General features: G+C 58.1%; 17 protein-coding genes. 6 read left to right on the top strand and 11 right to left on the bottom strand.

Features of this window, described 5'->3' with window-relative positions; all coding sequences use genetic code 11:
• Positions 1-68 precede the first annotated feature (68 nt).
• Positions 69-1,097 (top strand): phosphatase PAP2 family protein, encoded by a 1,029-nt coding sequence (locus MOP44_RS19825; protein WP_260792026.1) that lies wholly within the window; start codon positions 69-71, stop codon positions 1,095-1,097.
• 91 nt (positions 1,098-1,188) lie between these two features.
• On the opposite strand, the gene MOP44_RS19820 is transcribed toward MOP44_RS19825, so the two are convergent.
• The 10 genes from MOP44_RS19820 to MOP44_RS19775 all read right to left on the bottom strand — a co-directional run bounded on the left by MOP44_RS19820 (position 1,189) and on the right by MOP44_RS19775 (position 18,367).
• On the bottom strand, positions 1,189-4,458 hold the full coding sequence (locus MOP44_RS19820; protein ID WP_260792025.1) for a TonB-dependent receptor: 3,270 nt from the start codon (positions 4,456-4,458) through the stop codon (positions 1,189-1,191).
• A 294-nt stretch (positions 4,459-4,752) separates the two neighbouring features.
• Entirely contained in the window at positions 4,753-6,108 is a 1,356-nt protein-coding gene (locus MOP44_RS19815; protein ID WP_260792023.1) for a tetratricopeptide repeat protein, read from the bottom strand.
• A gap of 199 nt (positions 6,109-6,307) precedes the next feature.
• A complete protein-coding gene (locus tag MOP44_RS19810) occupies positions 6,308-6,817 on the bottom strand; it encodes a hypothetical protein (RefSeq protein WP_260792021.1) in 510 nt (169 codons plus the stop codon).
• Positions 6,807-9,113: a tetratricopeptide repeat protein gene (locus tag MOP44_RS19805; protein WP_260792020.1), complete on the bottom strand. Its 2,307-nt coding sequence runs from the start codon at positions 9,111-9,113 to the stop codon at positions 6,807-6,809. Before MOP44_RS19805 ends, MOP44_RS19810 begins: the two co-directional genes overlap by 11 nt.
• Positions 9,114-9,150: 37 nt before the next feature.
• Positions 9,151-11,073 carry a CRTAC1 family protein gene (locus tag MOP44_RS19800; RefSeq protein ID WP_390905449.1) on the bottom strand — a complete coding sequence of 641 codons (1,923 nt, stop codon included), beginning with the start codon at positions 11,071-11,073 and terminating at the stop codon, positions 9,151-9,153.
• A gap of 174 nt (positions 11,074-11,247) precedes the next feature.
• Positions 11,248-11,886, bottom strand: coding sequence for a response regulator (locus MOP44_RS19795; protein ID WP_260792018.1), 639 nt, complete (start codon positions 11,884-11,886; stop codon positions 11,248-11,250).
• A gap of 231 nt (positions 11,887-12,117) precedes the next feature.
• Positions 12,118-12,360 (bottom strand): FAD-dependent oxidoreductase, encoded by a 243-nt coding sequence (locus MOP44_RS28145; protein ID WP_390905448.1) that lies wholly within the window; start codon positions 12,358-12,360, stop codon positions 12,118-12,120.
• Between the two features lie 33 nt (positions 12,361-12,393).
• The gene (locus MOP44_RS19785; RefSeq protein ID WP_313901075.1) at positions 12,394-13,806 is read right to left on the bottom strand and encodes an efflux transporter outer membrane subunit; all 1,413 of its coding nucleotides are present in this window, start codon (positions 13,804-13,806) and stop codon (positions 12,394-12,396) included.
• A 167-nt stretch (positions 13,807-13,973) separates the two neighbouring features.
• Positions 13,974-15,170: an efflux RND transporter periplasmic adaptor subunit gene (locus tag MOP44_RS19780; RefSeq protein ID WP_260792015.1), complete on the bottom strand. Its 1,197-nt coding sequence runs from the start codon at positions 15,168-15,170 to the stop codon at positions 13,974-13,976.
• A gap of 14 nt (positions 15,171-15,184) precedes the next feature.
• Positions 15,185-18,367 carry an efflux RND transporter permease subunit gene (locus MOP44_RS19775; protein ID WP_260792014.1) on the bottom strand — a complete coding sequence of 1,061 codons (3,183 nt, stop codon included), beginning with the start codon at positions 18,365-18,367 and terminating at the stop codon, positions 15,185-15,187.
• Positions 18,368-18,464: 97 nt separating this feature from the next.
• Here MOP44_RS19775 and MOP44_RS19770 point away from each other — a divergent pair, with 97 nt between their 5' ends.
• Positions 18,465-19,511: a LysR family transcriptional regulator gene (locus MOP44_RS19770; RefSeq protein WP_260792012.1), complete on the top strand. Its 1,047-nt coding sequence runs from the start codon at positions 18,465-18,467 to the stop codon at positions 19,509-19,511.
• 342 nt (positions 19,512-19,853) lie between these two features.
• A complete protein-coding gene (locus MOP44_RS19765; protein ID WP_260792010.1) occupies positions 19,854-20,147 on the top strand; it encodes a hypothetical protein in 294 nt (97 codons plus the stop codon).
• 173 nt (positions 20,148-20,320) lie between these two features.
• On the opposite strand, the gene MOP44_RS19760 is transcribed toward MOP44_RS19765, so the two are convergent.
• Positions 20,321-20,929, bottom strand: coding sequence for a TetR/AcrR family transcriptional regulator (locus MOP44_RS19760; protein WP_260792009.1), 609 nt, complete (start codon positions 20,927-20,929; stop codon positions 20,321-20,323).
• A gap of 104 nt (positions 20,930-21,033) precedes the next feature.
• Between MOP44_RS19760 and MOP44_RS19755 the strand changes: the two genes are divergently transcribed.
• Genes MOP44_RS19755 through MOP44_RS19745 form a run of 3 tightly spaced genes read left to right on the top strand, consistent with a single transcriptional unit; the run spans position 21,034 to position 26,849 of the window.
• Positions 21,034-22,230 carry an efflux RND transporter periplasmic adaptor subunit gene (locus tag MOP44_RS19755; RefSeq protein WP_260792007.1) on the top strand — a complete coding sequence of 399 codons (1,197 nt, stop codon included), beginning with the start codon at positions 21,034-21,036 and terminating at the stop codon, positions 22,228-22,230.
• A 13-nt stretch (positions 22,231-22,243) separates the two neighbouring features.
• Complete coding sequence (locus tag MOP44_RS19750; protein ID WP_260792006.1) at positions 22,244-25,417, top strand: efflux RND transporter permease subunit; 3,174 nt, start codon at positions 22,244-22,246, stop codon at positions 25,415-25,417.
• Positions 25,404-26,849, top strand: a complete 1,446-nt coding sequence (locus MOP44_RS19745) for an efflux transporter outer membrane subunit (RefSeq protein WP_260792004.1) — start codon at positions 25,404-25,406, stop codon at positions 26,847-26,849. Before MOP44_RS19750 ends, MOP44_RS19745 begins: the two co-directional genes overlap by 14 nt.
• The last annotated feature ends 129 nt before the right edge of the window (positions 26,850-26,978 follow it).

Here is a 26,978-nt window from a genome sequence, read left to right as displayed (position 1 = left end):
GGTCTCCCCTGTTTGCTTTGATTTCCTGTGCCCCGTTTTGGGGCGTTTCAGCGGCCGGCTCAGCTCAGGTGAGCAGTCTTCCGGAACCGCATTTCACCGCGTCCGCGGCGCTGCTGGACGATGGCGTCTTCCGCCCGGATCGATCCCGTCCGGGGGTTCAGGAGCGGGACATATGGGGCGGCTCGACTACGCCTCGTTTCCATCTGCTGGAGAACTGGGAAACACGCGGAGCGGGCTATACACTCCAGCCGGTCGCCATGAGCGGCCGACGCGATGGCGGGACGAGTTCGTCCGCGGAGATGCTGGCGATTGATCTGAACGTCGACGGTCTGCCTGATGCGCCGGGGCTACCCGATGCGCCAGAGCCGGCGGGCCCCGGAGCCACCGGGCATAAGTATCACCCCGAACGGGCGAACGCGCGCATGGTTACGTGGAAGACTCTGCCGCGCGACTTCCTGCATGACCAGAAAGACATCTGGTTTACTTTCCCTGGCAAGCTGGCGACGGGGCACCACTGGGTTCCGGTGCTGGCGGTGGCGGGCGTGACTGCGGGGCTGATCTACGCCGATCCGCACATCATGCCTTACTTCCGCGACCACCAGAAGAATATCGACAAGATCAACGACGGCTTCGATCCGATGATCACGACGGGCATGGTCGTGGCGCTCCCGGCGGGGCTGCTGGCGGCCGGCTATGCGCGGCATGACAACTACCAGATCAGCACTGGCTTGATGGGTGCACTGGCCTACGGGGACAGCGTGATTCCCAATCTGCTTATCAAGGCCATTACCCGCCGCGAGAGGCCGTCGGACGTGCCTTACGGTGAACCATTCACGGGGACGTTTTTCAATGGCGGAAAGTCGCCGCTGAAGGGATCGAGTTTCCCATCAGGACATGCAACGGCTGCGTTCTCAGTCGCCACGGTGGTTGCGTATCGCTACCGCAATCACAAGTGGGTTCCGGTTCTGGCGTATGCGCTTGCCTCGACGATCGCGGCATCGCGGATTACTACGCTGGCGCACTTCCCTTCCGATGTATTCCTAGGATCTGCGATGGGCTATTCGGTGGCGCGGTTCCAAACGGTAAGGCCGCAGTGAGCGTGGCGCTTTTCGTGTTCGAGCGATCTGAGCAGAATGAAATCACGTTCATCGACGACCTGAATCATGCGCTGGCGCAGTGAACACGAGCTCACCACTGAAATTTCAGAGCAAGCTGAATGACTCGCGGGGCCTGCGCTTCGGTGACTTCACCGAAGACAGGCGAGTTGAGATCGAACACCGGCGATATGAGGTTCAGATGGTTCGTTACATTGAACGCCTCGACACGCAACTGAACCTTTGCGGTCTCGCCTAGCATGAAGCTCTTGTCGAGCGAAGCATCCAGACTGCCGAACGCCGGGCCATTCACGCTGTTTCGCCCTAGGTTACCGAATTGACCAGCGTTTGCGACCGGATCGAGCCGCTGGAATGCGGAACGGGATACCCATTCGGAAATCTTGTGGGGGGCTCTCTTGTTCGGGTTGCCGGTTACATTCGGCCGGTCTCCGAACATGCCTGACACTCCCGGATGCGGCGCCTGCAGAGAGACATTCGCCGAATCGTAGACGGTGAAAGGCGTGCTGGTGTTCGCCGCCAGCAGAGCGTTGAATTGCCAGCCATCCAGCAGAATGCGAGACGGTCCCGTAAGACTACGCGCAAACGGGACGGCATAGGTCAGGCTGGCGGCGATGCGGTGGCGGGCATCGAACAGCGAGCGCCCGTGTTCTGCTTTCAGGTTCTGGTTGTTCTGAGCGATATCAAGTTCTCCCAGAACAAGCCATGGGGCGGGACCGGACATGTGGAGACTCGAGATATAGTCGAGGTCCTTTGAGAAGGTGTAGGAGAACGTGTAGTTCAGGTCCTTGGCGCCGCGGCGCGTGATGGAAGCCTGTGCTGAGTGAAAAGTTGAATTGGCATTTCCTTCCACCAGCCCGGCCGTGCCCAACGTGCAGGTGCCGCTTGTTAGCGTGCAGCCGGAGTAGAGCCGCCGCCGAGGCGAGTTGGCAAATGTTGCCCCCGGTTCATAGATCGCGGGATTGGCTTCCACAAGGCGCGGCAGGCGAGTTCCCTTTGCGCCGATGTATCCGATCGACAGCACTTGATTCCCGAGCGTCTGGTCCACAGTCAGGTTCCAGTCCTGGGTATAGGGCGGCAGGAGGTTGCGATCGATGGTGAACGTCGACGCGGGCAGAGCGATTTGCCCGGGTGCGAACGGGTCGGATACCGCGCCGAGGGGGTTGGCATAGTTGATTTTTGTGTATCCGGTAAGAGTGCGAACCACTGTCTGAGGCAGTGCGTTGCTGGCTGCACGCATCGGCATGCCGACGCCGTTCAACAGGCAGTCGTAGAAGATGCCATAAGCTGAACGGATCACGGTGCGGCCGTTCCCGCGTGGGTCCCATGCGAAGCCGACCCGCGGCGCGAAATCGCCTTTGAAGATGGGAGCAATGGTGTTGGGAATCCCAGAATCGCCTGGGAACAGTAGCCCCGTTGGCGCCTGCGGATAGACCGAAGATTGCTTGCCCGGAGCGAATGCCATCAACCGGTTATGAATGTCGTTGAAAGGCGTGGTGATTTCATAGCGTACGCCGTAATTCAGGGTAAGCTTCGGGCTAATACGGTACTCGTCCTGGGCGTAGGAGCCTAACTCCCACCCACGCAGGGCGCGCGTGAAGTCGCCGCCGGCCTGGGTGAATATGTCCGGATGGCCAAGCAAGAAGTTTGCCAGGGCGTTGTTGGTGTAGCCCTGAACGGTAAAGGAAAAAGTGCCCGAAGCGAAGTTCGATTGGTATCCGTTGAGCTGCGTCCTGCGAAACTGAGCGCCGAAACTCATGACATGCTTGCCCTGCGTGTGAGCGAGATTAGCCATGTAAGCGTAGTCGTTCTGAATGGTATCGCGCGGATTGATGATTGGATCGCCGACGTTGGAGTAGCCCTGCGTCATGATCAAGGGCGCTCCGGTGGCCGAGGGCCATGTGGACGTGTAACCAAATCCGAAGGCTTGCGGCGAGTAGCCGGAGAGCCTCTTGTCGAGAACGATGTGGTTCTGAAAAAAGCTGGCATTGGCAGTCAGCACGGTGTTCGCCGAGAAGGTATGCGTCTCCGTAAGGCCGCCCAGATGAGTATTGGTGTAGTAGCCGACCGGAAAGCCCGGCGAATCCGCGCCCAACTCCGAATAGGGGCTGATGAGTTCCATGGTGGAGTAGCTGTAGCGCGCGCTGAGCACATCTGCGTTTCGCGGCAGCCAGTCAGCCTTTATGCCGCCCTGATCGCTGTTGTAATCACTCGGATTTGTGGATTGCGCCAGATGGGGATCCTGCGCTGAATTCGGCACTGGAAACATTGCGAGATATCGAGCCGTTATCGGGCTGATCTGACCAGAAAGATCATTGCCGAAGGGCTTGAGCGAGCCATTCAGAAGGATGGGCGCGTCCGCTGAAAAGTCCCCTTTGCGTTCCGCCATTGTGGGCACGATCACCCCGTGCGTGATGTCCTGCGTGTTGCGCAGGCCCTCGTAATACGTGAAGAAGTAAGCGTGGTTTTGGACCAGTGGGCCGCCGATGGTGCCGCCGAACTGGTTTTGCCTGACCGCTTCCTTTTTCGGCGCGAAATAGTTATTCGCATTCAGCACGTCGTTGCGTAAGAACTCGTACACCGTGCCGTGAAATTTGTTGGTGCCTGAACGCGTGACGATCGTCGTAATGCCGCCATTCGTTCCGCCGAACTCAGCCGGTGCGGTGGTGGTGAGAATGCGGAACTCAGCAATCGAGTCGGCAGGCGGACGATAGGCATATCCACCGTCCATGCGGTTGATGTTGCGCATGCCATCCACCAGGAAGGTGTTGGACTCGGGACGCTGACCGTTCACTTCATAGTTCTGCCCATTCCGGCGAAACGTGCCCATGACCATCAGACTCGCCGAGGTCGGACGCACTCCCGGCTGCAGAATTCCGAGCTGAGCGAAACTGCGCCCATTCAACGGCAGGTTGGCAATCTCCCGTTCGCTGACTACAGCGCCTTGCGCCATTTCATGAGTTTCAAGTCCCGCGCCTTCGGCATTCACCTCAACCGTCTCCTGGCCGGCGGACGCGACAAGCTGCACGACGATCTGTGACTGGTTTCCAACATCGAGGTGTATGCGTGAATTAACCCAGGTCGCGAAGCCCTGAGATCGCACTTCGACGCGATAATCACCGACGAAGAGTTCCTGAAACGAAAATTCGCCGTTGCTGTCAGTGCGCACTATTCGCTGGAGAGCCGTATCAGTCGACGAGAGGGTGACTTCGGCGCCCGGCACTACAGCCCTGGTCGCATCCATGACAACGCCACGCAGAGAGGCGGTGGCGCTTTGACCCTGCGCTGTGTTGGGCAGCAGCGTGAGATAGATCGCCACACAGATGAAGAGAACGGTGCGTTTCATGAATTGGCCTCATAAAGACAATCAAAGCTGGCAAACTGGAACTGCCGGATCTTCTGAATCACGAGCATTTCCCTTCTTCCGATGGTCCCCGACTCATCTACATCGCAAGTCCGCCGTTCGCGATAAGCCGAGACAGCACGCCTGTCGTAACGGGGACTCCATAAGATGTCTGTCGGGGAATGGACAAAGAAAGGATATGAGGCTTGGTCTGAGCCCGCATCGCCCCTTCGGCGTGTCTTTGACTAGATCGTATGTATTAGCGGATGAGTGATTTAGATCACTCTTGGTGGCTTATTACGGCCGGTTCGTGGGGGATGCGCGCTGGCGGGACAGTTCGAGCATGCTGCTCAATTCCGATTCGCCCGGATGCGCTCGCACTGCTCGCTCAAGTGGCGCGACTGCTTCGGCGAATTCGCCGGCCAGATACGCCGCCCTGCCCCAGTTCGCATCAACGCCTGAGAGCGTGGGATTCCATCGCGCCGCCGCTGCAAAGTCTGAGGCCGCGAGCGAAAGGCTGCCGGCGTTGGCCATGTGCACGCCGAGATTGTTGTATGCCGATGCAAGCAAGGGCGCGATCCCGCGAACGTAAGCTTCGACTTGAGACTTCTCCTGCTCCGTGGGTACGCGCGTAACAGCCAGGGGGTTGGCAGCGGAGGACGAGTCGCCGTTGAGATCGGCTTCAGCTTGATGGCGGCTTCGATTCAGCAGGTCAGCGGCAATGGCGAGCTCCCGTTGCGCCTCCTCCTGATGCCCTTCCTTCATGAGCACGCGGCCAAGTTGGAAATGTGCCCGCTCGATGTCATAGTTGTTTCGCGATGGGTCGGGTGTTAATTCGATAGCTTTCCGCAGTAGCGGCTCGGCCTCGGGACCTCGATTGGATGTGGCCAGAAGCTGACCCAGTTCAATAAAGTTCGACGCTTCCCGTGGATTAAGAGCGACCGCGCGGCGATAGTCCCGCTCAGCTTCTGCGTTGTTGTGCCGCAAGATCGCACTATGCCCGAGTTGGGCGTGGCTGAGACGATCATTTGGGTGGAGCAATAGCTCCTTTCGCAATTCAGCTTCCGCAGCGTCGAAGTTGGATTTCGAAGCTTGCAGCAGAGCGGCGCCAATGCAATAGTGAACGCCGGGATGATGGGTATCCAGAACCGCGGCGGCACGAAACTCAACGAGGGCGCGGTCGGGAGCGCCGTTGATCGCATAGGCGCGGCCAATCTTGATCCGGACGGCGGGGGTATTTCCGCATCGCGCCCGGTAATGGGTGTAGTCGCGTTCCGCGGCAGCGGGGCCGGCCACAGCAAGCTCGGCAGTGGCCAGTTCGTAAATGTTTTCGCAACTCGCCTCAAGCTCAACGGCAGATCGAAATTCGTTCAAGTCCGCTTGACGCCCTTTGGTCGCCAGTTGCAATTTGCCGCGCAATACGTGCACCTCAGCCTGCTGAGCAGGGCTCATGGCATCAGTAGAAGAGAGTGCCGAAGAGAGCAACCGCTCTGTTGTGTCCGTGTCTTTAGCATTCAGTGCCGCGGCGGCGAAGTCGCGAACAAGCCGGGCTTTGCCAGGTTCCAGCCGCAAAGCTTCCTCATATGTGAGCTTGGCTTTCGCATAGTTGCCGGTATTCGCAAATCCATTGGCGAGCCGGCACAGCGTAGCCACGAGAAAGGCAGTATATTCACGGTCCGCTTGATCGAACCTGCCGGCCGACTGCAATCGGTACGCAGCATCATAGTGGCTGCGCATGACGGACTCTGAGTCATCCTCCTGACCAGATGCTCCACGTAAGCACAGGAACAGGATGAGACTCAGAGCTGCGATTTGCGTGATTCGTGTCATTTTCCCCGGGCCCATCGCCGAATCAGAAGAGGTTTCCCGACACTTCCTCGGCTGCGGTCAGCGAACGCATGGCAAGTTCATGTGGAGCAAGGACGGAATCCCGTTCCGCAGTGGTCGTGATGGAAATAGTGAAGATTTGATCGCGCACACGGCCGATCACACGCTCTCCGTGCGCCTTGCCATCTGCTGCCGCACAGCGCAATGCTTCGTTGCCGATGGACGGCACCGGTTGTGACATGGGGCCACAGTTGTGCATCAGCTCTACCAGACGATCATGCGGCTTCGCGACGATCTCGACCGCGATGACGAGCTGGCGTGTAATGCCGCTCTCCGTTTGAGCGAATGTGCAGGTAGCTGGCTTGCCCGCTTCTGCCGGCTCGTAAAGGCCTGTCGCATCGCCCCCAAGGATGCCGGAAGCCGTCGCCTCATTGAGCCAGGGACAGTTGTTTGCAGCGCGTGCCATCGTGGAGAATCCCAGAATTATGGCAAGCAGTGCGATGCATCGCGCGAGATTCAGCACCTTAGCGTCCATTGCTCGTCTGGCCTCCGCTCTGATTCATGTCCGTGTGCATATGCCAAGGTATGCTTTCTGTCGCAATCTCCGGATGCACGCGTAAATAGTTCAGCGAGTAAGTGGGGGCGCCAGGGTCGACCTTCTTATCTACGAACATGGCCTGCTGGTCGGCAGCTTCCTTGCGGCGGCCCGCCCGGCGATAGAGAATCGACAGGTTATAGTGAGCGGCCAAATCGTCGGGATCGATGCGCTGCAGCGCTTCGAACTGTTCGACGGCCTCCTTGTCCATGTTCTGCTGGTAATAGGTGATTCCCAGCTCGCGTCGCGCGTCGCGCGAGTCAGGATACGCCTCGACGACTTTCTTGAAGTCGGCGATCTCCTGCTCTGTGTTGCCCGCCCGGCGCTGCAACAGCCCGTCATAGTAATGAGCGCGGACATTGTTTGGATCGAGCGTCAGCGCTTTGTGGATGGCCGTGCGCGCCGAGTCGTACTTCTCCCAAAGGATCTCGGTAAGCCCAACATTGGTGTATGCGTCGGCATAGTCATAGCGCAGTTTGATTACCTCAGTAAATGCCGCGACCGACTCTGCATACTGAGTCTGATCGAGGAGAGCAATGCCCAGATTGTTCCAGCGCATCCAATCGGGATTGTCGTGTTCATCCGGAGCCTGAGGACTGTTCTCACCGATCTTGAGCATACGCGTGCGGGAAGCGATTTCGACGACAGGATAGGCCGGATGATCGCCCTTGCCGAAGATGTTGTTGAGGTAACTCTGACGCAGGTGCCGGTAATTGACTTTCGCAGTCACGGACACGACTCCGGTGATGTCGGGGGGCAGATGGAACTGATAACGAACCAACACGGAACGGCCAGCCTGCACGGTGTTGTCATAGGCGACTGAGTGGATTGTCCACACCTTGTGGTTGTCCACGAAGTCACCTTCGTTCGTCACCGGACGATTAGTGAAGCTGTGTGCGCGTGGATCAAGCATCCCATCTGGCTTGAGAAATCCGCTGTGATAGAGCTCTTTGCCGTTCGTATCTTTAACTGTGAATTCGACCCATGCCTCGAACAGATCGCGGACTTCAGGGATGAGCGAGTGCCCGATATTCTTGTTTTGCACCACCACGAATGCCTCGACCGTATCGCCCGGCGCGAGGGAGTAGTGGGTGCTGCCCAAGGGCGCAATCATCTGATCGCTGCCTTCTTTTTTGAGGGCGAAGATATCGACGTTGAGATAATTGCCAGCGCGCAGGAACTCGATTGTCTTCTTCAACTGCTCGTCGAAGTTGTAGTAGAACGGCACAGCAGTATTGCCAGCGAGCCAGCGATGCGATGCAAAGGTACCGTCTTTCGCTCCGTATTCCGGATGCGTCACAGCATTACGCTTCATATGACAGCCCTGGCATGAAGTGAAATCCGCCTGATAGAACGTGAGGGGATTGCGCTTTGAGAACTTCGACTGCTGCCATTCGTCATAGGCCGTGAAAGCACGGATGAACTTGTAATCATTGAGAGGAGCCGGGAGGTTCGCTTTGTGGCATGCAGCGCAGAACTCGGGTTTGTGCAGGAAGTCGTGCATGACGGCCTGTGAATGCCGCTCGGGATGGCGAAGGATCTCGGAGAATGGGACCTCGCCCGGGATGCGATCGCCCTTCTCGTCAACTATGACCGCAGGCACTCCGAGTTGAATGCTTGAGTTACCGTTGGTGGAATCGAGCGATAGCACGGAATGGCATGTGGTGCACGTCAAGCCATCGCCATCCATCTGAGTACGATCGACCTTCGGATTCTCGGTTAAGGCGCCCGAGACCACAGCGATTGGATTATGGCAACTATCGCAGTGGCGAGCAAAGCTAATGCCGCGCGTCTTGTCGCGTAGCAGCAGGTTGACGCTGGTGCGATAGAAAGGAGTTCGGAACGAGTTGGAGTGCAATGCCTGCCGCCATTGGCTGTAGGCCTCCTGGTGGCAGGCGCCACAATACTCGGCGGTTGGGAACGCCCCCGGCTGGATGAAACCTTCACCCTGCACCTGCAGATTGCCCGGAGTGAAGGGGTTCCTTTTGCCGTAATGGAAGTTGTACTCCGGATCGACGAGCTTATTGTGAGCTTCGCGGTCGCTCTGCTGTTTCTGTTGAGCGTGCTCTTCCAGAAGCTTCAGGCGTCCCTGCTGTGCGGGAGTGTCGACCGCAGGCGCACTACCTGCCGGAGGAGGAGTGTAGGCTGGGGGCGGCCCCAACTCCTGCCCGATGGCGGGTAGCATCAGCCAGCCGGCAATCGCAAGGCATGAGCAGACGAGTGGTAGAGATTTCATCGTTTGTGTCCTCCTCGTTCAGGCATGGCGATTGAGTTCAGCGGCCGCCGTACGCCGTGTTGCCTTTCGCAGAGGCATGATCGGCCGCGATGCCGTCATACACACTGGGAACGATTCCCCTGCCTTCCTCGATCGCGAAATAGCGGTCGATCCCGGGGACCTGTATTGTCTCTTTCTTGCCGTCAGGCCAGTGAATTTCGACCTTATCGATGGCCGCGGTGTCACCTAGCCCGAAATGCACCCGAAAGTCGTTTGAGGATTCAAAGCTGCCGCCGCTCATCACGTCTCCGCGCTGCCGCTGGCCTCCTGCCGTGAGGTATACCGTGGAACCTACCGCGTCCCGCGGGCTCTTGGGGCCACCGATCAGTTGCAATCCGACCCAGTGATTCTTGTCGGCGTTCACATTTCTGAGCAGAACAGGTGTGTGATCGAGGCAGTTGATGACGACGTCGATTTTGCCATCGTTGAAGAGGTCGCCAAATGCCGCGCCGCGGGCCGGGAGCACATCGGCAAGTCCGGTTCCTTCAACCGCCGGCATTACCTCGAACTTCTTCCCGTGAACCAGGTTGTGGAACAGCAGGGGACGCTCGGCGAAGGAGGTGCCCCAGTTGTGCTGATCCACCTGCGGATACACATGACCGCTGACAAACATCAGATCCTTCCAGCCGTCATTGTCGTAGTCGAAGAATTGCGTTCCCCAGCTAAGGAATGGGTAGGTCGGTTCGGCGATCCCCATCTGCGGTGTGATATCGACAAAGTTCGCGTCGCCATCATTTCGATAGAGGGTCTTGTAGTCATCTGAAAAGGTCGTTGTATACAGGTCGAGATGTCCGTTGTTCGCGTAGTCGCCCACGGCCAGGCCCATGGACGCGGTTTCGCGCGCGTCCTGGTTCAGCGCAAAGCCGGAGTAGAAGCTCGCGTCCTGGAATGTACCGTCGCCCTTGTTCAGATACAGGTAGTTAGGTGAAGAATCGTCAGTAACGATCAGGTCAAGCTTGCCGTCGTCGTCAATGTCGACAAATGTGGATGAAAAGCCGTAGTAGTGACTCTTATCGTTCACGCCGGTTTTCACGCTCACATCGGTGAACGTCCCGTTTCCGTTGTTGTGGAACAGATGATCCGGTTCGCCCGGCAGGCCGCGTGGGCCGCACATGGTTGCCGCGCCGCGGAACGAGCAGTTCGCGAATCCGACCTCCTTATTGCCGGAGAGCGGCAGGTGGTCCATGTCCCAGTGGATGTAACCAGGGACAAAGATGTCGAGCAGGCCATCGCCGTCGTAATCACCGAAACTGGGCCCGGTCGACCAGTTGCCGAGCGTTACGCCCGCTGTCTCCGCGATATCTGTGAACGTGCCGTCATGATTGTTGTGATAAAGGCGGTTTTTGCCGTAGTTCCCGACATAGAGATCGGGCCAGCCGTCATTGTCGTAGTCGCCAACTGCGACGCCGAATCCCCACCGGTCGTTGCTCACTCCTGCCTTGGCTGTGACATTTGTAAATGTGCCGTCGTGATTGTTATGAAAGAGGACTGCATGCGGCGGCTCGGCGCTTCCGTCCAGTCCTTCCTTCGTGGAGCCGTTCACGAGATATATGTCGAGCCAGCCGTCAAGGTCATAGTCGAGCAGCGCCACCCCGGAGCCGATCGTCTCAAGGATGTATGGCTTCTGCGGTGTGCCCATCTTGTGCTTCCACGTGGTCAGGCCAGCCTTCTCTGAGATGTCCTGGTAGATGATTGGGCCGGATTTGACGAAGCCTCCAGCAGTGATGGGGCGCTGCTCCGAGTCAAGCACGGGTGCAAATACGCCTGCAGTCGAAGAACCGGTTTGAGCTGCAGGCCCCTTGCCACCGTAGAGCGGCGGCTGCGATGGGGTGGTCGCGGACTGGGCGGCGGACAGGCACGCACTCAGGATGCAAGGAGCGAAAACGAGGGGGAGGCGCTCGAAAAACCGTGAAGATCTCAAACTTGTGACCTCAGGAGAAGAAAAGGGGCTCGTCAAAGAATTCTCTAGATAGGAAGCGTCCCTGTCTCCCTCCCAAGGTCGAAGCTGGAAATTAGCCATTCGATGGAGGCCTGCCTGAAGAGGAATCTGATATCTCGACAGGGAGGGTCATCCTCCGGATCCCCCGTGTAGTTCCTACGAGAAGTCCAGAGTAACGAGGCCGCGCTGAATGGCGGTCATCGCTGCCTGCGTGCGATCTGATACGCCCAGCTTGCTAAGCAGGCTGTTGATATGCGCTTTGATCGTGGCTTCGGAAACGCCGAGCGACTGAGCAATCTGTTTGTTTGACCGGCCCTGGACTATATGTTCCAGAACCTCCGATTCCCGAGGAGTGAACTCCTCCCATTCCAATCGCCTGGCCAGTTTTGCAAATATCTCAGGCGGAACATGAGATCGGCCTTCGTTGACCAAATGAATTGCCGCAATGAGTTCGTCTCTCGTAATGCCCTTGAGAAGATAACTCTGTGCACCGGATCGCAGTGCGCGGTAGACGTCGTCTTCACCGTCATAGGTGGTCAACACGATGAAGCGAGCATGCTTGGCTTCACTGCGAATGCTCCTGACCACTTCCGCACCCGATATCCCAGGCAATCGCAAGTCGATCAACGTCACATCCGGTTGGCAAAGATGGAATTGGTTAATTGCTTCGACGCCATCTCCAGCTTCACCTACAACCTCGAAGCCTGCGACGGTCTCCAGGAGAGTGACCAGGCTTTTGCGAACGACGTGGTGATCCTCAACAACCAGGATTCTGATCAACTTGTCAGCCAACACTTCCTCCGCGGGGAATTTCTAAGGCCTGGAGCGGCTTCTTCTTGCGTACGATCGGCCTCGAGTGTACGGGAAGTTTGCAGGGCGGCGGCTGATGAGGAGAGAATCGCACCCCATCGCTTCTTCTAAGAAGGAACCTTAGAGACAACGGCGCTTCACGTCTTCGCCTGAGCGGAGGAGCCCGTTCTCGATCAAATGATCGAACATTCAATCTGAGGAAAAAGCAAGCTCATTTCAGGGCCGACCGGCATGAATCTCGGTGTGCCTGGCGACAACTGGGTTGGCACCGTTTCCAGCGGCCCAAACTATGATATGAGCGTCGAACTGCTCACCCGTCGAAAGTACTACATGGCCATCAACTACGGAGACCACCTGGGTATTGAGATGTACGCGCGCTCCCCGGCGTTCAAACGACTCCCTGACGCGGGCGGCAATCTCCTCGGATACTTCTGTGCATGATCTATTCCGTGAAATCAAAGTAGCGATCGGGTTGCGCTAGACCTGACGGGGTCACGACACAGGAAGATTCGAGGTATTCCATCCTCCACCCACGGCTTTGATCAGCAACACATTGGCTTCCAGTTGCCTCCGCATCAACTCAATGTCATTGCGCTCGTTGGCAAGGGCGGTGGCTTGTGCGGTGACAACCTGAAGGTATGTATCGACGCCTCCGGCATAGCGATTCTGAAAGAGGCGGAGTGAGTCCTCGGCGGAGGCAGTGGCTTCGTGCTGTTCTGATAGTTCCCTGCATAATATCCGCAGAACTGCAAGATTGTCTTCGACCTGCTGGAATGAGGTCAGCACGGTCTGACGGTAATTGGCGACAGTTGCGTCGTAATTCGCTCGCGCCGACTCAGTAGTGGCGCGGCGTCTTCCCGCATCGAACAGTGTTTCAGAGAGCGCTGGTCCAACCGCCCAGAAGCGGCTGGGCCAGTTGAACCAATTGAAGAGGGACGAGCCTTCAAGACCTGCGGTTGCGGCAAGATTCAGCGTCGGGTAGTAGGCGGCCTCAGCAATTCCAATCTGCTCGTTGGCCGCTGCCATGCGTCGCTCGGCCCCCGCAATATCGGGACGCCGCTCAAGCAGCTGCGCCGGCAGAGTGACGGGTACACGGGGCAGTTGAGGCGCTTGGACATTGAGAGGAATGGAGGGCAGGCTGAATGAGGCGGGAAGCTTCCCAATCAGGATGGCCAGAGCATGCTCGTACTGGGCGCGCTGCACCATGACGTCTGTCGCGAGAACGCGCGCAGTGTCGAGTTGCGTCTGGGCCTGCGCCACATCCGACCTGGGAGCGGCTCCGCCCTGATATCGATTTCTTGTCAATTCGAGCGCTTTGTTATAGGCGGCAACGGTGTCATTGAGGAGTTTCTCCTGCGCATCGGCGCTGCGAACCTCAAAGTAGTCGATGGCGACCTCGGCATGCAGACTTAAACGGGCTGTTTCAAGATCCGCGCCGCCGGCCTGCATCTCCTCTTTCGCAGCCGTCACACTGCGGCGCACGCGCCCCCACAGGTCGACCTCGTAGGTGAGATCGACCGGCAGGACAAAATCGCCTGAGCCATTGTTCGCCTGGCTGCTGGGAAAATATGGGGTGTTGGCAGAAGCTCGCAGAGATTCGATCTTGGGAGAGGTCCCGATCGTCGGTGCCTCCGCAGCGCGCTGGAAGCGGACGGCCGCGCGCGCCTGACGGAAGTTGGCTTCTGCAATCTTCAACGTCTGGTTGGCAGAATCTACCTGTTCTTCCAACCCGTTCAACTTCGCATCGCCATAGAGCTGCCACCATTTTCCGGACAGCACCGGTTCGTCGGGCTGGGCAATTTTCCAGCCATCACCCTGCTTCCAATTCGTGGCTTCCTTGAAGCCGGGAGCAAGTGGCGCAGTGGGCTTCGAGTATTTCGGGCCCACCATGCACCCGGTCAGCAAAAGAATGACGGCGCTTCCGACGATTCCCAGAGAGAGGCCTGTCCCGGGGAGTTGTTTACCAGAAGCCCAGGAAGGCAACCGCGGATACTTCGATCGCCGCGGCGACCGAAGTACGACAGGGTTTTTCATGTTCCGCAACCTTTTCACTGCAACAGACCAATCACGCTTCATTTCCGCTCTCCGCCATTTGGATTGCTCTCGACCCGAACCTCTGCGCCGCCGGTGAGCGAGTCGGAAGGATTCACGATTACGGCATCATGTGCGGCCAGTCCCGAAATTACTTCGACCGCATCCCCATAGTCCTGGCCGATGGCGATGGGAACGAGGACCACACGCGAATTCCGGACTACGCCCACGCGCAAGCCTTCCGAGCGAAACAACAGAGCATTCGACGGGATGGTGACGGATCCTTTCCTGGGCGGGACCTTGAAATGCACGAAGGCGTAGGCTCCCGGCATCAGTTGCCGGGAAGAGTTGTCGATATCGACTTCAACGGTCAATGTCCGGGAGTTGGGGTCGATTGCATTCGCATTGCGTACCAGCACTCCCGCAAACGGCTGGCCCGGAAACGCGTCGAAGGTCACTGCGGCCTTGTCTCCGGTCTTCAACGTAGGAGCATAGATTTCGGGAATGGGAACGTAGATGCGCAACTTCTGAACGGCAGAAATGTGAAAGAGCTCCTTCGGAGCCGTGGTATCGGCCTGGATCAGGGCTCCGATGTCTGTGTTCCGCGCGGTGATGACGCCGTCAAATGGCGCGACGATGCGCTCAAATGCTTGCAGCTGTTGGAGGCGGTCCACGTTGGCGCGCTTCGATTCAACCAGTGCCTCCTTGGCATGGAAGTCACTGACCGCCTGGTCCGCCTCCTGGTGCGAGACCGAGTCGGACCTCAGCAGGTTTTGCCAGCGCGTGGCGGTGATATCGGCGATCTGCAGATTCGCTTCGGCATTCTTCAGGTCTGCCATGGCCTGTTGCAACTGTTGATCGAGTTCGGGCGTCTCGATCACAGCCAGGAGTTGGCCGTGCTTGACCCGCGCGCCAATATCGGCGTACCAGTGCCTTACATAGCCGCTGGTCCGGGCATAGATTGGCGTTTCGGTGAACGCCTGTGTGCTGCCTGGCAGTTCGATGTCTTCTGACTGGTTCCCGCCACTTGGAAACACAACGTTAACGGAAGAGACGGCGGACTGAATGGCCATTTGGTGCAACTCAGTCTTTGCCTCGACACGGGAATGAATCCCCTCAAATACCGCGTAGGCAAAGCCGAGGGTGAGAGTTGCTCCCAGGGCGATGATCCACCATCTGCCGGCCCATGTCGGCTTGGGAGTTGCAGTTTGTGCCTGATTTGTCTCGATGGGTGTCATGAGGGGCCTCCGTCTTAAGCGATAAGTTGGTCCCGGTCCGCTTCTGGCTGCTCGAGAGAAGCGGCAACGGGAGAAACCTTATGAAAGAGTGCGAACACCGAGGGGACGAAGAGCAGCGTCGCCGCCGTGGCGCACAAGAGGCCGCCAATCACGGCTCGCCCCAGGGGTGCGTTCTGCTCGCCGCCATCGCCGAGACCCAGCGCCATGGGGACCATACCGATGATCATGGCGAGTGCCGTCATGATGACGGGTCTGAACCGGGTGGCGCCGGCCTCAAGCGCGGCCCTTGCACCATCGCCGTGGACCACGAGCCTATCCTTGGCGAAAGAGACGACTAGAATGCTGTTGGCAGTAGCAACCCCTACGCACATCAGTGCTCCCATGAGCGCCGGGACGCTCAAATGGGTGTGCGTGAAGAAGAGCATGAGAACGATGCCCGCCATGGCTGCAGGAATTGCCGTGATGATAATGAAGGGGTCCAACCACGATTGGAAGTTCACCACGATGAGCAGGTAGACCAATACGATGGCAAATCCCAGCCCCGCAACCAAGCCGGTGTACGATTCACGCATGGTCTCGACCTGGCCGCGGATAGTGATAAAGGTTCCTCGAGGCAACGCCTTGCGATACTTAGCGACGACCTGCTGGACGTCGCTGTTCACTGCGGCGAGGTCGCGGCCCTGTGGCGCGCCATAGATGTCGATCACGCGGCGCAGGTTGTAGTGAGAGATGACGGCGACCTCACTGCCCCGCGTGATCGAGGCAACGTCGGCAAGAATCTCAGGGGTGGCCTTGCCGCTTGCGGAGATGGGGATATTTTGAAGGTCCTTGAATGACTGGATCCGGTATTGCGGGGTCTGCGCAACGAGGTTGTAGGTCACTCCGTTCTTCCAGTTGACGAAGAAGTTGGGGGTGGTCTGGAAACTGCCGGTTAAAGAATTCAGCACGCTCGACGCGATATCTCGTTCCTGGTAACCCGCCTGCAATGCCTTAGTCCTGTCTACGTTGATTTCGAGGGTGGGATAGTCAAGGGGCTGTTGAATGTGGAGGTCGGTCAAGCCGGCCACCTTGCGCAGGTCGGCCATGATCTTCTCGGCGAGACCGTGATCGGCCTGAAGATTGTTCCCTTCGACCTGAACGTCGATCGGCGCCGGAATGCCGAAATTGAGAATCTGCGCCACGATATCCGCAGGAGGAAAGTAGAACGTCGCTCCTGGAAATTCCCGCGGAAGCTGCTGGCGAAGCGATCGAACGTATTGCGACGTGGGGTGGTGGTGGCGCCGCAACGTCACAAGCACATCGGCGTCGCCGGCGCCAATCACACCGGAAGTAGAATGCATCGTGTTATACGGGCTATAAGGCAAACCGATGTTATCGAGGATGCTGTCGACTTCCTGCGGCGGTATTTCCTTCCGAATAGAAGCCTCTATCAGGTCGGCAAGCTGCGCCGAGTCATCAATCCTGGTCCCCGTCTTGGCACGAATGTGGAGTGCGAATTGACCGCTATCGGTATCGGGAAAAAAGTCTTCTCCGAGCCAGGGTGCGAGAAGGAACGTGCACGTGCAGAGCGCGAGACACGCAGGTACGAAGAATCTGCGGTGCCTCACGAACCACCCCAGCAGTCGCTCATGCGCGCTTCGAACTCTCGCAAAGCCCCGCTCGAATGTCCTCTGAAGCAGGACGAATGGATTCCGCGACGCCTCGCGGCCTTCGTTCAGCTTGAGCATGTACATCGCCAGAGTCGGCACCAGCGTTCGAGAGAAGAAATAGGAAGCAAGCATGGCGAACACCACCGCTTCCGCGAGCGGAACGAAGAGGAATCGCGCCACACCGCTGAGGAGGAACAGTGGCATGAAGACGATACAAATGCAGAGCGTGGATACCAGCGCGGGGATCGCCACCTGCTGCGACCCATCAAGAATCGCCTGCCTGATGTCCGTTTCGTCCTCTTCTTCGAGAATGCGGTTGATGTTCTCGATCACGACGGTGGCATCGTCGACCAGAATCCCGACGGCGAGGGCCAAGCCCCCAAGCGTCATGATGTTGATGGTTTCCCCGAGTACGCTTAGGGCAAGTATGGATGTGAGAACCGACAGTGGAATTGAAATGGCAATGATGAGTGTGCTTCTCCAACTGCCGATGAAGAGCAAGATCATCAACCCGGTCAATGCTCCTGCGATCGCCCCTTCGCGAATGACTCCGGAAATCGCGCTGCGGACAAACAGCGATTGATCCGCGAGCGGGGTAATCTTCATTTCCGGGGGCAAAACCGCTGCCGCATGAGGCAGCAGGCGCTTGATATCGGACACCACGCTCAAGGTCGATGACTTCCCTGACTTGAGTATCGACACGAGTACACCGCGATGGCCATCCTGACGGACAACGTTGGTCTGCACCGCGAACCCATCGCTGACGCGAGCCACATCGCGGAGGTAGATGGTGGTGTTGCCGATCTGCCGGATGGGAATGTTATTTAGCGCTTCGATGGTGCGTGGAGCCACGTTCATCCGAACGTCCAGTTCGTTCTCGGCGATCTTCGCCGTCCCCGTCGGCAGAATCAGATTCTGGGCATTGACGGCGTTCAGCACATCCGTGGGCGAAATCCCCTTGGCCTCCATACGGCTCTGATCCAAGCCGATCATTACCTGCCGCTGCTTGCCGCCATAGGGATAAGGGATCACCGCGCCCGGAACAGTAATCAACTGGGGACGAAGGAAGTTGAATCCTTCGTCGTTCAGAGCCTGTTCCGACATCCCTTTTCCCGAAAGCCCAAGCTGCAGGATGGGAACGCTGGATGCGCTGAAATTGATGATCTCGGGCGGCTGGATACCCGGTGGCAGGTTGCGCAGCGAGTATTGGCCTACCGCAACAACCTGCGCATTCGCCGTGTCGAGACTGGTTCCCGGCTGCAGATAGATCTTCACCACGGAGGCGCCGTTATAGCTGGTCGACTCGATGTGCTGGATATTGTCGACCAACGTCGTGAGAGCCTTCTCGTATGGCGTGGTCAGGCGGGTCTCGATATCCTCCGGATCCAGTCCGGTATAGGCCCAGGCCACCGCGATCACCGGGATGTCAATGTTGGGGAAGATGTCGGTCGGAGTGCGGAGTATGGCGGCGGGGCTCACCAGAACAATGAGCAGAGCCAGCACGATGAACGTGTAAGGCCGGTTAAGGGCTAGTCTGACAATCCACATGTGCTTTTTCCTCGCTTGGCGATGGCCGTACGCCGGAAGCGGCCTTGCCCGTTACCTGAGGTGCGGCAGTCGGGGTACGAAATGATAGATTCCACTTGTGCATACTAAGAATCATGAAACTTCTCGATACTCATTATGCGAGTTGGGCATTTTATATCGATCGCAACCGCGAAAATGGGAATCCAGGCCGGAATGTAAGACATCACAGTCAACAGACACCAAGGATGGAAGTCCTATGAATCTCTCCGATTTGGAAGCCTTCGTTTCTGTGGTGGATCACGGCTCTGTGGTGGCGGCAGCGGCTTGGCTGCATCTCACGCAATCGGCCGTGACACGCCGGATTCAGAATCTCGAAGATGCGCTCGGCATGCCCCTTCTCGATCGCAAGACCCGGCCCTTGCTGCTCACGCGTGCGGGGCAAGAGACATACGAGTTCGCCAAACCCGTGCTGAGTTCTGTCAACGATCTGAAGGTGGGCATCTTGCATGGGGGAGAGCCTTCAGGCAACTTTCGCTTTGGGATGTCGCGGGCTCTTGGGGATCTTGCCATAGGTGCACCCATCAGTCGCCTGCGCGGACAATTTCCTCGAGTGCAGATCCAGGCCTTTGTGCAGTGGTCCGCAGTGCTCCTGGAGCGCCTCACAACCCGGACTCTCGATGCCGGCATTGTGCTCTTGCCTGAAGGAACCACACCACCGGATTCACTTGTCTCCGAGCGCCTCGGCAATGTGCCGCTCACGTTTGTTGCCGCGAAGACGGAGAGAATACCTCAACCCACAACGTTGAAAGAACTGGCGTTCCATAAATGGCTGATCAATCCCAGTGGATGCAGCAGCCACCAAATGTTGGAAGCGGCGTTTCGTCAGCGCGCGATTCCCTTCGTTATTGCCGTCGAAGCAGAAGGATATGAGTTACAGCTTTCGCTGATCTCCGAAGGGGTTGGCCTCGGTCTCATGCTGCCTCAAGCCATCGAGACTTCCGCGTTGCGAGGCCGCGTGCGAGCGATAAGGGTGAAAGACTTTTCCCCGGTGCTCTCGGTGTGGCTGTTGCATTCAAGGCATCTTGGCCGCCTGATTCAGGCCGTCCATTGCGTACGCGAAGAGGTTAAACAAAAGCTGAAGACGCGCAGATCGCCTAATTCTTGAGGCAACAAAGCCGTCCCGGTTGCACCCGAGCGTCGGGGTGGCTGCCCCGCACCATTCGCGAACCGCTTCGTGGATCGCAAACGAGAAGATTGCTACTGAGAACGCGGTTGCTGTCACCTTACGAATCATCGCAAGACCAGTGCGCCGGGATAAATTCAACTGTCCCTATGCCTGAGCTGAAAGCAGAAGGTAAACGGGCTTGTCGCCTGAGATGGTTCTCGTGTCACGCATTATCGCCCACTCGTGAACTGACAGACGGCTGCGCTTCCTTCGCGCTCGATAAGCGGTAAACCCTGAGGTCGCCATGCGACAGTAGTGAAGCATGAGCGGGATGTGGTTCACTTGCAGAAAGCCGCGCCAAAATCCTGGTTCAGCGCAGGTCAACGCATTCACGTGGAGAACTGTGCCACACGATTTGGGCCGATCTCCTGGACAACCGAGGCGGGGAACAATGGCAGATGGAAGGTGAACCTCGCGCTGACCGAAGCGTTTGCCGGCGATTTGCACGTGCACATCCATGCGTCCGATGGACGTCCACTGCGCGGCTCCTCCCTGGGTACAGTGGAAAAGATCCGCGTATTGGTGCCTTCTTCCCTGCTGGCCCAACGTACAACGCTCGAGATTGACGTTTTCTGACGTCCGGCGCACTGTCAGACCAACGACGCCGTGTTCGGCGAATGCTCCCAATCAGCGATTCCTTCCTGCCGTCGGGCGCAGCGCCCAGCTGATCGCCTCTCGAACGATTCGACATGTGCGCGGGCGAGATAGTCGGCCAACGCGCAAAGGATGCTGACTTGCGCGCTAACGTTCTATCGGTTGGCAGGAGGCGCGGGCCAGATCGCCATCGCCAGCTCACCGATGTGAATCAGCTGTTTGCGCGTAGCGCCAGACCGCGATTGCAGTGACATTCCTGCCAGAGTTGTTCGAAAGTAGGAAGCGATCAAACGAATGTCCGTTGATTTCGGTAGTTCCCCCGATTCGACGGCCTCGTGCAAGCGCTCAAGCCACACGGCTTCTGTCTCATCGCGAAACTGATTCATCTGCTCCTGAAATTTTTCGTACTTTGGAGTGCAGGTCGGCAGCGCGAGCCATAGCAAGCAGCCTCGCGGCTGATCCGGCCGGGTCAATTCGATTGCCGAAACGTGAAGCAGCTTGGAGAACGCCTCGCGCGCGGTCTTAGCTTCTCTCACGACTTTGTTGTAAACACTTCCCCTGCCTGCCAGATATTGCCGGATCACAGCAAGGAACAGGGCCTCTTTGTCTCCAAAGGAGGAATAGAGGCTTGAAGTGCCTATTCCCATGGCGGCGGCCGCATCGTCCACGCTGGTCTGCTCGAATCCTTGCTCCCAGAACAGAAGTAGAGCCGCATCCAACGCTTTCTCCCGGTCGAAACATTTGGGACGCCCGCGTTGCGACATTTGTGACTCCTGAATTATTGGACTGTACGTTACAGAAAAAATCGCATCCTGTCGACTCTCCAGACATCGATTAGGAACGTTCGTTCTAAAAATGGAGAGGTCCAATGCACATAGATCACAAACGAGGATTGACGCCGGCCAACCTGGGACTGCTGGTGCTTGGCTTGTCGACCTTGGTCGCAGTGGCGGGCTGCAAGCACACCGCCGTGGAGGCCAAACCTTCCGCCCCCGCTCAAGTGAGCGCCGCCCCGGTTGTGGTGAAACAAGTTCGCGTCTCCGACGAGTTCAACGGCCGCGTTTGGGCAACGGACGATGTTGCTATCCGGCCAAGGGTAAGCGGCTACATCGACCGCATTGCATTCCGCGAAGGACAGATGGTGCACCGCGGTGATCTGCTGTATGTCATCGATCCGCGCCCCTACAAGGACGCCGTTGACAGCGCGAAGGCTGAGCTTGACCGCCAACGGGCTGCGGCGGATTTTGCGAAGATCCAGACGGACCGTGCGGAGAGACTCAAGAAGTCCGACGCGGTCTCGCAGGAAGAGCTGCAGAATCGCGGTTCCGATCTGCTCCAGAGTGGTGCCCGTGTCAAGGCGGCCGAGGCTGCCCTGGCATCGGCCGAGCTCAATCTTTCCTACACCGAAGTCCGCTCTCCGATCGACGGCCGGATAAGCCGCACACAACTCACGCCCGGAAATCTTGCCCAGGCAGACCAGACCATTCTTACAACTGTCGTTAGCATCGACCCTGTTTACGTCTATTTCGATTGCGATGAGCAAAGCTATTTGCGTTTCCAACAGGGCCGGCGCCACGGCGCCGCGGTTGGCTCGGACAATCCGGTGCGGGTCGCTCTCGCAGACGAAAATGGCTTTCCGCACACAGGACACATCGACTTTGTCGATAACGCACTCAATCCTTCTACCGGAACGATTCGGGCGCGTGTTGTTCTTCCTAATCCGGATCATTCGTTGACGCCGGGCTTGTTTGCGCGCGTGCAACTGCAGAGCGCTGCGTTGCAGCAGGCCGTGCTGATCGATGACAAAGCAGTACTAACCGACCAGGACCGCAAATATGTCTATGTCGTTGGCCCAGGCGACACCGCACAGCGCAAGGATATTGCGCTCGGTGGCATGGTCGATGGCCTTCGCATCGTCAAGTCCGGACTGTCGCCTCAGGATCGAGTGATTGTGGGCGGGCTACAGACGATTTACTTCCCCGGCGCTCCGGTTTCGCCAAAGGCGACCACGATGGACGCCTCGCTCCACGTAGCAGACACTCTGGCCGCTGCAGAGACGAAATAAGGAGGCCACGGCCATGGATTTTTCCAAGTTCTTTATCGATCGCCCGATCTTCGCCATTGTTCTGTCGATCATCATCTTCTGCCTTGGCTTGATCGCTATCCCCATTCTTCCCTCGGGCGAGTATCCGGAAGTAGTACCTCCAAGCGTCGTCGTTCACACCAACTACCCCGGCGCCAATCCAAAAGCGATTGCTGAAACCGTAGCTGAGCCGCTTGAAGAGGCCATCAACGGCGTCGAGGGAATCATGTACATGAAGTCCGTCGCCGGTTCGGATGGCAGCCTTCAGGTCATCGTAACCTTCCGGCCCGGCGTGGACCCGGATACGGCCGCGGTGCGCGTGCAGAACCGCGTCAGCCAGGCTCTGTCGCGTCTTCCGGACGAAGTGCGGCAGTTTGGCGTCACCACGCAGAAGCAATCGCCGACACCCCTGATGTATGTTGCGCTGGAGTCGAAAGACGGAAAGGTCGATTCGCTCTATCTGCGCAATTACGGCCTGCTCCACGTCAAAGACGAGCTCTCCAGGCTGACCGGAATTGGCGACGTGCAGTTGCTCGGTTCCGGCGACTACGCCATGCGCATCTGGCTCGATCCGAATCGTCTCGCTTCTCGCGGGATGACTTCAGACGATGTTATCCGCGCGATCCGCGAACAGAACGTCGAGGTGTCCGCGGGACAGCTTGGTGCCGAACCCTCTCCGAACAAGCCGGATTTTCTGACTTCGATCAACGTACGTGGACGCCTGACCACTGAGCAGGAGTTTGCCAACATCGTCCTGAAATCGGGTCCGGACGGCCAGGTCGTTCACCTCTCCGATGTGGCGCGAGTCTCGCTTGGCTCGAGCGACTACACGCTGCACACCTATATCGACACGCGCGAATCGGCATTCATCGGAATCTTTCTCTCTCCTGGCGCCAATGCGCTTGGAGTGGCGAAGGATGTGTATGCAAGACTCGCCGAGTTGTCCAAAGCGTTTCCACAGGGCATGACGTATCGCATTGTCTGGGACCCGACTGTCTTCGTGCGGGAGTCGGTTTCCGCAGTCGAGCATACGCTGATCGAAGCTGTGATCCTGGTCGTAATTGTTGTCATTGTCTTTCTCCAGACGTGGCGCGCCTCGGTTATTCCGCTTGTGTCGGTGCCCGTATCGATTGTCGGCACGTTTGCGTGGCTCTATCTATTGGGCTACTCCATCAATACGCTCACGTTGTTCGGCCTGGTTCTGGCAATCGGCATCGTTGTGGATGACGCCATCGTTGTCGTCGAGAACGTCGAGCGCTTTATCGAGCACGGCCTTAGTCCACGCGACGCGGCGCATCATGCCATGAAGGAGGTTTCCGGTCCGATCGTTGCAATCGCACTCGTGCTGTGCGCGGTCTTTGTGCCCATGGCCTTTCTCACGGGAATCACGGGCCAGTTCTACAAACAGTTTGCGGTGACCATTGCGATCTCTACAGTCATCTCCGCCATCAACTCGTTGACGTTGTCTCCGGCTCTGGCTGCGAAGCTGCTTCGCGAGCGCGGCGCGCCCAAAGACCGCCTGGCGCGAGTCATCGAATTCACTCTGGGCTGGTTCTTCCGGCCTTTCAATCGCTTCTTTCAGCGCGGCTCCGAGGCTTATCAGGGAGCAGTTGGACGCAGCTTTCGCATGCGCGGCGTCGTGTTTCTCGCCTACGCGGTGCTGCTCGGATCGATCTATGTTCTGTTCAACCATGTGCCCGGCGGCTTTATTCCAACGCAGGACAAGCTCTACCTCTTTGGCGGCGCAAAGTTGCCAGAAGGAGCGTCGCTGGCCCGTACCGATGCCGTGTTGAGGGAGATGGTGCAAACAGCGCACGAGGTGGACGGGGTCGAGATGCTGCCCGCAATGTCGGGTTACAACGCGCTGCAGGTCACCAACACTCCGAACCTCGCGACCTCGTACATCCGCTTGAAGGGCTTCGAGGAGCGGCATGAGTCCGCCGCGCAAATCGTCAAGGAGATCAATCAGAAGTATTCGAAGATACCCGGCGCCATCACCTTTGCTCTCATGCCGCCGCCCATTCAGGGCCTAGGCAATGGCTCCGGCTACTCGCTCTACATTGAAGATCGAGCCGGCCTCGGCTATGGTGCACTGCAAAAGGCGCTCTCCGCATTCCAGGCAACGGTAGCGCAAACGCCAGGCATGACGTTTCCCATCTCATCGTACCAATCGAATATTCCGCAGCTTGAGGTGAACGTCGACCGCGAAAAGGCAAAAGCACAGGGTATCGCGCTGACAGATGTCTTCGGCACGCTGCAAACCTACCTCGGCTCGGACTATGTCAACGACTTCAACACCTTTGGCCGTGTCTACCGGGTCATGGTGCAAGCAGACAGCCGGTACCGGCAGCGGCCTGAGGACATCACCAATCTCCGTGTCCGCAACAGCAGCGGAGAGATGGTGCCGATCGGCTCGGTGGCCACGATTACACAGGCCTACGGACCGGACCCTGTGATGCGCTACAACGGGTATCCCGCCGCGGATGTAATCGGCGACTCGGACCCGCGCATTCTGTCGTCGGGGCAGGTGATCGACAAGCTGAACGAGATTGCGAAAAAGGTTCTTCCCCCCGGCATGGTGCTGGAGTGGACCGACCTGAGTTATCAGCAGACGACGCAGAGCCATGCCGCGGCGGTTGTGTTCCCGTTGGCAATCCTGCTCGTATTCCTGGTTCTCGCTTCGCTCTATGAGAGCTGGACTCTGCCGCTCGCTGTGATTCTTATCGTTCCGGTTTGCATCTTCGCGGCTCTGTTCGGCGTGTGGCTCTCAGACGGCGATAACAACATCTTCGTTCAGGTGGGACTCGTAGTGCTGATGGGGCTCGCGTGCAAGAACGCAATCCTAATCGTCGAGTTCGCCCGGGAGTTGGAACTACAAGGCAGAAGCACAATTGACGCGGCCCTTGAGGCCTGCCGCTTGCGACTGAGGCCCATCATCATGACGTCCATCGCCTTCATCGCCGGCTCGGTGCCGCTGCTTCTGGGCCACGGAGCGGGCAGTGAGGTGCGAAAGGCGACAGGCATTACGGTGTTTTCGGGAATGCTCGGCGTGACCCTCTTTGGTCTGTTCCTGACGCCGGTATTCTATGTCGCCCTTCGTAAGTGGAGCGGAGCGGCCAAGCTTCGCGAAGTAGAAGAAGAAGGAGAAGAACTCGATGCGGTCGCTTAATGCATTGCTTGCATCCATCGTGCTGTTGAGTTGCATGGCTTGCTCTGTTGGGCCGCACTACAAACGGCCCGATACGAACCTGCCGGCTCAGTTTACGGCACCCGTTGCATCGGGCCCGGTGAGTTCGTCTCCGCAGCCCGAAGCGGCCGATACGCAATTCTGGCATAGCTTTCACGATCCAGAGCTGACCGCTCTGGTCGAACGGGCTCTGGCATCAAACAACAATCTGCGGAGCGCTCTGGCCCATTACGATGCGGCCAATGCTCTGTGGCGCTTGAGCAAGTTCGATCGCTATCCGACGGTAACGGCGAGCGAAGAAGTCGGGCGTCAGAAGCTGGCGGCCAGCCAGGCGTTTGGCTTTCCGAGGAACGGCCGGTACTCGAACTCAACCGTCAATGCTAGTTGGGAACTCGATTTTTTCGGGCGAATTCGTCACAACGTCGAGTCGCAGCGGCAGCAGCTCCTGGCCAGCGGAAGCGATCTGGCTGCGATGCAAGTGGCGATCGCAGGCGAGGTCGCCCAGACCTACATCGATCTGCGCGGACAGCAGGAGCGGCTTCGCGTAGCACGACAGAATGTAGAAAATGAAGGCCGCACCGTAAAGCTTGTCGAAGCGACCTACTCGGCCGGACGTGGGACACAATTCGATCTGGCCAGAGTGCGTGCGCTCTATGAGAGCACGACCTCGCGTATTCCGGCTCTCCAGTCGGCAATCGCGCTCGATGAGCATCGGCTGGCCGTTCTATGCGGTCAGTTGCCGGGTGCGCTCGTCGCCGAGCTCGATCAGCAAAAGGCTCTGCCTGACCTGCCGGAGAAGATAGATCCCGGCACACCGGCCGATGTTGTTCGACGCCGTCCAGATGTCAGTGCATCGGAGCAGCGCCTTCATGCGGCAACCGAGCAGATCGGCGTACAAACGGCGGATCTGTTTCCCCGGGTGAACTTTGCCGGACTGTTGGGAATGTTTCAATATCATTCCGACTCAACCTTCGATGGAGTGAGCCCTGTCAACCTGGCTGCACTCAACATTGACTGGTCGTTCCTCGATCGAGGCAGGGTGCGTGCCAGGATCGCGGCGAGCCGTGCCGATGGGGACGCTCAGCTTGCCCAATATCAGCAGACGATTCTGCTTGCACTGCAGGATATTGAGGACGCGCTGGTGAGATATGCACGCTCGCGTGAGCAGGATGATCAATTGCGTCAAGCCGCCGCGGACAGCAAGCGCGCGGCCGACCTCGCCAATGTCCGGTACCGGGAAGGTGCGACGGGGCTTCTCGATATGCTGGATGCGGAACGTGTCGAGCTTGAGGCCGAAGATGCATATGCGACGAGCCATCTTGAGAGCGCCAGCGCGGCAGTCAGCCTCTACAAATCACTTGCAGGAGGATGGCCGCAACAACCTCCTCAAGCCGTCAGAGCGGCCAAACCATGAATGCCAACCCTACGCCTAAATCGGCACATTATTAACGCGCCCGCCAATAAGCTCGGGCGAACGGCTGCCAAATGTGGAATCAAGACCTGGTGCGCCCATATGCGCCTTTAAAGGACTTAGCAGTACTTG

Source organism: Occallatibacter riparius, from assembly GCF_025264625.1.
Lineage (GTDB): Bacteria > Acidobacteriota > Terriglobia > Terriglobales > Acidobacteriaceae > Telmatobacter > Telmatobacter riparius.
Note: the sequence above shows the minus strand (reverse complement) of the source record. Positions and strands in the feature narration are given on the sequence as shown.